The organism is Rhodococcus sp. EPR-157, assembly GCF_001647195.1.
Lineage (GTDB): Bacteria > Actinomycetota > Actinomycetes > Mycobacteriales > Mycobacteriaceae > Rhodococcoides.
In genome coordinates this window covers 1-4,932 of record NZ_LVCV01000588.1, presented here as the reverse complement: position 1 = coordinate 4,932, position 4,932 = coordinate 1, and the positions used below count along the sequence as shown (strand labels likewise).

General features: G+C 60.3%; 5 protein-coding genes. All 5 read right to left on the bottom strand.

The window, feature by feature from the left end; all coding sequences use genetic code 11:
- On the bottom strand, nt 1-678 hold a 678-nt coding region (locus tag A2J03_RS25490), incomplete at its 3' end, for an NAD-dependent epimerase/dehydratase family protein (RefSeq protein WP_068379743.1).
- The gene (locus A2J03_RS25485; RefSeq protein ID WP_068379740.1) at nt 675-2,000 is read right to left on the bottom strand and encodes an NDP-hexose 2,3-dehydratase family protein; all 1,326 of its coding nucleotides are present in this window, start codon (nt 1,998-2,000) and stop codon (nt 675-677) included. The genes A2J03_RS25490 and A2J03_RS25485, both read right to left, overlap by 4 nt.
- A gap of 197 nt (nt 2,001-2,197) precedes the next feature.
- A complete protein-coding gene (locus tag A2J03_RS25480; RefSeq protein WP_082898093.1) occupies nt 2,198-3,136 on the bottom strand; it encodes an alpha/beta hydrolase in 939 nt (312 codons plus the stop codon).
- Nucleotides 3,137-3,139: 3 nt separating this feature from the next.
- Entirely contained in the window at nt 3,140-3,721 is a 582-nt protein-coding gene (locus tag A2J03_RS25475) for an NADPH-dependent FMN reductase (protein WP_068379737.1), read from the bottom strand.
- Nucleotides 3,718-4,932, bottom strand: a 1,215-nt coding sequence (locus A2J03_RS25470; protein WP_068379734.1) for an MFS transporter, incomplete at its 5' end; no start/stop codon positions are given. The genes A2J03_RS25470 and A2J03_RS25475, both read right to left, overlap by 4 nt.

Here is a 4,932-nt window from a genome sequence, read left to right as displayed (position 1 = left end):
GACCACCGCGTCTGCGACATCTCGCGCGTCTACGTAATCACGTTGCGCCGTAAGAGCATCAAGCGTGATCGTGGCAGGCACGCCGGAGACTTCGGCATCTGCCAGTTGCCGTGCGACCTGGCCGAGAAGACTTATGTTGGGCGCTCCCGGCCCGGATACGTTGGCGATTCGCAGAACGACTGCGTCGATATGGCCTTCGGCAACCGCGTCGAGAATTGATTCCGTCGCGGCCAGCTTTGCCTCGCCGTATGCACTCGTGGGGCGTGCTGCGTCGCGACGTGCACTTGCCGTCTCGCCCACACCGATCGTCCCGTACTCGAGCACCGAGCCCAGGTGGACGAGCCATGGCCGGTGATCGGCATTTCTCAGCCCGGCGAGCAGGGCCTCCACCGGCTGTACGGCCGCAGACCACATCTGATCGTCTGATCGCCCCCAGATGCTGCCGATTGTATTGACGACCAGGTCGGGTTCGAAGGTATCCACGACTCCGCCGATGGTGCTCACAGCTGCTGACGAGACATCCAATTCGAGGAATGTGAACGGAAATTCACGAGCTGGTCTTCCGCGCGCGACTCCGAGGACCTCGTATCCCGATGCGACAAGCGCGGTGCACACGTGGGTGCCGACGAAACCGGTTGCACCGAGGACCAATGCGCGTCCTACCTGAGGTTCGGTCACCGCGTCACCGCGGTTCGCTCGGCAACTCCGTCAGCCATACAGCTCAGCAAACAGCGCGCTGCGACGTTGACGTGGTTGCTGTACCGAACGAAGCCGGTCAGTTGTTCGACAGTCATCCAGCAATAGTTTTCGGGCACCTGGTGTCCGATGCTCTCGCCCACGTCGACGACGAGATAGCGGCTCTCGGCGTGGTAGAAGCGTCCCCCCTCTTCGGAATGCACGACGTCGACCAACACATCCGCCGTGTCGGACTGCTCCACCAGGTCCAGAAACGGCGGGCGCTCCGCCCTCGTCAGGTTCTCGTAGCTCGCGGGGATGCACGCGACAGTCGGGCCCATCTCGACCACATCGGCTGTGCCTGCCTCGGTGCGAGCATGAACCAGGATATGGAACTCGTCGTGGAACAACCTTCCGACGAAGGCGATCACGCCGCGACCTATCGGTCGAAGCATGGGCTGTGACCAGTGCGCAACCTCGCGATTGGTGGCAGCGACGTCTACGCCGATCACGGTGAAGTGCCGCCCGTCGGGACGCAGGATCTTGTCGCCGTCGAATTCCCACCCCGGGAGACGATGCAGTGGTACCGTCCGCCGGTCCAGGCGGTGCCGCGACTTCGCATCGGTGAACCAGCTCAACAGGTCCCCCAGACTGTGGACCGGCGAACTGTCGGTGGAATTGCCGTCCATGGCGAGGAACGGCAACCCGGACAGGACTGTGCGTGAATCCATATTGACCAGATTCGGCACGCGGAGCAGTGCCGCTATCTGCTCGAAGCTCAACCAAATGAAGTCTTCACCGGCGGGCAGCCGATCGGGAACTTCGACGATCATGTTCCTGTTCCGCTTTCCGAGAAACCAGGAACCCTGTTCGGATTGCAACGAATCGAACACGACTGAGCCAGGGCGAGCCGCAACGAAATGTTCCAGAAAAGGAACGGCGCTTCCGCGGTGCACGCGCGTGTAGTTGCTACGTGTTGCTTGAACAGTCGGTGAAAGCTGAATGAGATTGATGTTTCCCGGTTCCATTTTTGCCTGCATCAAGAAGTGATACGAATCGCCAACCTTGGTGACGACGATCCCGAGAATTCCGATCTCGGGCTGGTTGATGATGGGCTGAGACCAGGAGTGCGACTCCATCTCCTGAGTTTCGACCGACAGTCCCTCGATCGAGAAGAACTTGCCAGTCCGGTGGCGAATGGCTGAACCATCCGAATCGACCTTCCACCCGTCGAGCGCACTCAGCGATGCAATATCGATGTGATAGTCATTCTTGATATTTCGTTCGGAAAACCAGTCGTAGAATGATGAAAGATTTTCTGACACTGAACTCCTCCGGTCTGTGAGCCCGACCACCAGCCGGAATCCGGGTACTGCGAGAGGATATCCAGCGTGGCGGTCTCGTCGCCGATGGCGAATTGCATGTTTGACTGCTATGTCGAGTCTGATTCATCGTCTTGGCCACCACAACAGAGCGCAATGGCAAGAAGTGTCAAGTATTCTGCGTAATCTACCTACCTGGATCAGGCAGTGCGCAAGACCGAATTCGATGCACGTTCGCCGAGGCATTCTTCGAGAAATGCAAGCGCCTTGAGGTGGTATGCCGCTGCGGTCCACCCCAGGCTGATGTTGTGTCCCGTTTGCGGTAGAACGTCGATCGATACTCGACAACTACCGAAGCGCGAACGCAGTACATCAAGCGCATCGTCGTCGTGAATCCACCATTGTTCGTACTCGGCGAACGTGAAGCGCACCGGTGTGCCGATCCTCTCGGCAACCAGCGAAAAGCGCTCAGGCCAGCCGGCGATGTCGTCCAGCTCGCACGCAGGCACCTCAGCTACCATGCCGACGGCGAACGTGAAGGTTCGAGGTGGATAGAAGCTCAGCTTCCCCCAGTTCATCGGCCACGCGAGGTCTGCGCGCGAACGATCCAAAGGCGCGGCGCCGACTGCAAATTCGTGACCGATACCGGAAACGTCGATGCCGATGAAGGACGGGCCTCCAACGTTCGACGCCATCGTCAATGCAACCGCTCCACCGTAGGAATGAGCGAGAAGAAACAATCCTGCACCAATCGGATGATTGCGCACGAAGTCCTCGAGAGCCTCGCCGATAGCGGTGGCCTGGTCGTCCATGCATAGCCCCGCTGGATAGCGATCCGCGTGTGTACCGTATCCCGGTCGGTCGATCGTCAGTACCGAGTACCCGAGCCGGGTTGCTGTCGCACATAGTGAAAACGAAGGTTCGGACCGAGCATCGAAATAGTCTGCCGTCATACCTGCACCGTGCACAGCGACGACTACCGCGCGCGGGACGACGCCAGCAGGCGCGTGGAGCGTTCCTCCTACCGCTATTCTGTTGCCAAGCACTAGCTTTCGAATTCTGCGGTCATTCGATTCACAGCCCGAAGGAGTCGACGCGTAGTCCGGCGAACCACCCCGCTTGCTTTCGCCCGTGATCATCTCTCACCACGTCGGCGGGGTTCGTCGAGCTTCGCGTAGTGCATGTCCCCACCAAAGAAGATGTTCGATCATCTTGTCTGCCGCGGCGACGGCATCGGTGCGGTCGACGGGTTGCCCTGACTCGTCGAACTTGTTCCAGACGATCGGAAAGCTGACGGTTTCGCGCAGCGCTACTGCGTGTAATTCGCCCAGCACAGGTCTGAGCTGTTCCACCGCACGCAAACCACCCGCGATGCCACCGTACGAGACGAGTCCCACTGGTTTTGCACGCCATTGGGTCCCATGCCAATCGATCAGATGCTTGAGCGACGCCGGGAAACTGTGGTTGTATTCTGGCGTCACGAGAACGAAAGAATCTGCTCGCTCGAGCCTCGGGGTGATCTTCTCGAGTGCGTGCGCATCTTCGGGCGAGGGATTCTCGGAAATTTGGTACGGCAACGGATGGTCGGCGAGGTCGATGTGGTCGACCTGGAGATCGTCGCGTTGTTTCGCGTGGTCTACGAACCACTCCGAGATCGTCGGGCCGAGCCGGCCGTCCCGCACACTTGCGCAGACGACTGCCAATTGCATTGTTCCCTCGGTCATTGTTGCTCCTTCGATCGGTCTACATCGGATAGTTGGGCCCTCGAAACCCAGATGCCCGCGCAAGCGGACAGGATTCCGAGGAGAGCGACGACGATCGCTACACGTGCGGCGAGTTGTTGATCGACAACCCAGCACAGCGCAACAGTCATTGGGACGAAGGCAGCGGCCAATTGCACTGCAGTCTGATACAGGCCTGCTGCCGCCGACTTGTGGTCGGCGTCGACGGTGCTTGTCGCCCGAGAGTTCAACGCGGCGAATCCGAATGTGAAGCCAGCTCCGAGCAGAAGCATTCCGGGAAGTACATCGACTGTGTAGTCGGTCGGCGCTTCGGGAACTGCGAATGTCAGTGCGGCGCTGCCAGTGCACATCATGCCGGCCGCCGTCAGCGGCGCGGTTCCGAACCTCGCGATCAGGGCGCCAGAGAGGGGGGCGGCCAGGACAAGTGGCACACTCGCCGGCAACACCCCAAGCGCTGCATGTAACGCAGTCCACCCGAGATCGTATTGCAGCCGCATGGTCACGATCACCAGCAAGGCAAGGTTCGTGCCGTTCATCGCGGCCGCGCAGACCATCGAGCTCAGTAGAGTTCGGTTGGCCAGTGCCGGTGAGAAATACAGGGGTTCCCCGTTGTTTCTCTCCGATCGCACAAGCCCGCCCGCAAGTAGCACGGCAACGGCCACACACACCACTGCTCGAGGGTCGTGCCAGCCGTAGGTCGCGGCTGCACTGATCGCTGAGACTGCGGCAATCACTGCGAGCGCGAAGAACAGGGCGCTTGCTGCTCCCAAGGGCGTAAATCGGTTGGTCGAATCCTGCCCGCGCCGTGGGTCCCTAGGTATCAGCCGAACCCCTGCGACGAGAATCACCGACACTACGATCGCAGGTACCAGAAACGTCAGCCTCCAGTCGTGCAGAGTCAAGAAGCCAGCCGCGAGCAACCCAGCAGCGAAACCGGAGCCGCCCGCCAATGCATAGATCGACAGTGCTCGGTCACGTCCTCGTTCGTCCGCGAAGGTCGTCGCGATGATGGCAGCGCCCAAAGGCGCAGTGAGCGCAGCACACATTCCTTTGATCACGCGAATTCCGCTCAGCAGCAGCGGATCTACGACGATGCCGCCCGCCAGCGACACCGTGACGAACAGCGCGAGCGCAAGTAGGTACATCCGCCGACGACCGAACCTCTCGGCCAATCGACCGCCGATCATCAATGC